The following is a 939-nucleotide window of genomic DNA, read 5'->3' as shown; positions in this document are numbered from 1 at the left end:
GCCAGAAGGCTTCCCGACCTTATCCCAATAACTGTCCTGCCAATCTCTAAACGATTGCTTATAGGCTTCATTTTGTTCCTTTGGAGATAACCCATCCGCCTTGGCCTTCTGCTTTGCACTATCCCCAGGATGTAAGCTGATCGCCTTCAAATCATCAGGAACGATGAAAGCATGAAGATGAGGAAAAGCCTCATCATCATGCCTGATGACTGTCTTCAACTGGTCCCCATACGTGTCCTGCAACCACTTGACCGACCGAGCTTGCCAACGCTTACAATCGGCATCCATCTCACCTGGCCAAGACAGAACAATGCACGCCATAGTATTTTGAGTGCTTCTGATTTTCCTGCTCTTGCCATTCTTCTGAACATCAACAGCACCATCGCAAGCCTGCTCATGCTCACGCTCAAGAGCTTCTAAATCCTGACCAAAAACGAGAACCGGCTTGCCTGGATTTTCAACATGCAAACAGGCATCCGGATTTCTCCGGGTAGCCTCATCTATAGTCTCTTTAATATTCCACTTCTTAGACTTCGTTGCCTTGTCGGAAGGCTTTACAAGCACTTTACGACTCAGCATCTCAAAATGTGCGAATTGATAACTCATGACAACGATCCAAAAAATTTCTCGCAAATCGTTGAGAGTCTTCTTTTAAAATCATCAGACGTACAATTTTCCAAATCTAAATTATCGATACTCGAATACAAACCATCCTTGTCACATTCTTCTAAATCTTTAACCCAAAGGCGTATCTCATCTTTATTGTCATTAACAAAAACACACTCGTAACAAAAATCATCCTCGTCATCGTTCAAATATTCGTTGAATCTTAAAAAACCATATCCCCTGCTTTCTATGTAATCCAAAAACAAAGAAGAATGCGAAGGAAGACAACGCAAATAATCTCTATAACTTTTCACATCCTTCACAGGAAAAGAA

At 42.1% G+C, this 939-nt stretch carries 2 protein-coding genes; both read right to left on the bottom strand.

Going from position 1 to position 939, the window contains the following annotated elements; translation table 11 throughout:
• Positions 1 to 606, bottom strand: a 606-nt coding sequence (locus KP705_RS15450; RefSeq protein WP_215764788.1) for a plasmid recombination protein, incomplete at its 3' end; no start/stop codon positions are given.
• A partial coding sequence (locus KP705_RS15445; protein WP_215764787.1) for a hypothetical protein occupies positions 603 to 939 on the bottom strand: 337 nt, incomplete at its 5' end. The genes KP705_RS15450 and KP705_RS15445, both read right to left, overlap by 4 nt.

The sequence above is a fragment of the Gluconobacter sp. P1D12_c genome (assembly GCF_018812105.1).
Taxonomy (GTDB): domain Bacteria; phylum Pseudomonadota; class Alphaproteobacteria; order Acetobacterales; family Acetobacteraceae; genus Gluconobacter; species Gluconobacter oxydans_A.
This window is presented reverse-complemented; position numbering and strand designations above follow the sequence as displayed.